Here is a 622-nt window from a genome sequence, read left to right as displayed (position 1 = left end):
AAGCCGACGCGCGGGTATGGGCGGGCTCATCACAGTACTCCGGCGGACGGCCAGTGCCAACCTCGGCAGCCATGGCCGGACGCCGACACCCCGGATACCGGCAAGTACGCTCGTCAACTTCAATAACGTGCTCACTCATGTTCTCGTTCATAGTTTCATCATATCGTATTCCGTCTTAATAACAAGACATAACGAAATACGTAACGTAACGAAAGACGGAACCGACCGCATTCCAGGGCCGGGTGCGGCGACGGTCCTTGTATTGGGACGCTGTCCGAGCAGATGCGAGGTCCGCTCGGTTACCGCCGGGCTTCGCCCACCCGAGGGCCCGCCGCCATGTGTGCGGCCGGGCCCGGGCGGGCCAGTGCCAACCTCGGCAGCCATGGCCGGACGCCGACACCCCGGATACCGGCAAGTACGCTCGTCAACTTCAATAACGTGCTCACTCATGTTCTCGTTCATAGTTTCATCATATCGTATTCCGTCTTAATAACAAGACATAACGAAATACGTAACGTAACGAAAGACGGAACCGACCGCATTCCAGGGCCGGGTGCGGCGACGGTCCTTGTATTGGGACGCTGTCCGAGCAGATGCGAGGTCCGCTCGGTTACCGCCGGGC

The sequence above is a fragment of the Arthrobacter sp. H14 genome (assembly GCF_000520495.1).
GTDB lineage: Bacteria > Actinomycetota > Actinomycetes > Actinomycetales > Micrococcaceae > Arthrobacter_C.
The sequence above is the reverse complement of the archived record's forward strand: the minus strand, read 5'-3'. Positions refer to the sequence as shown.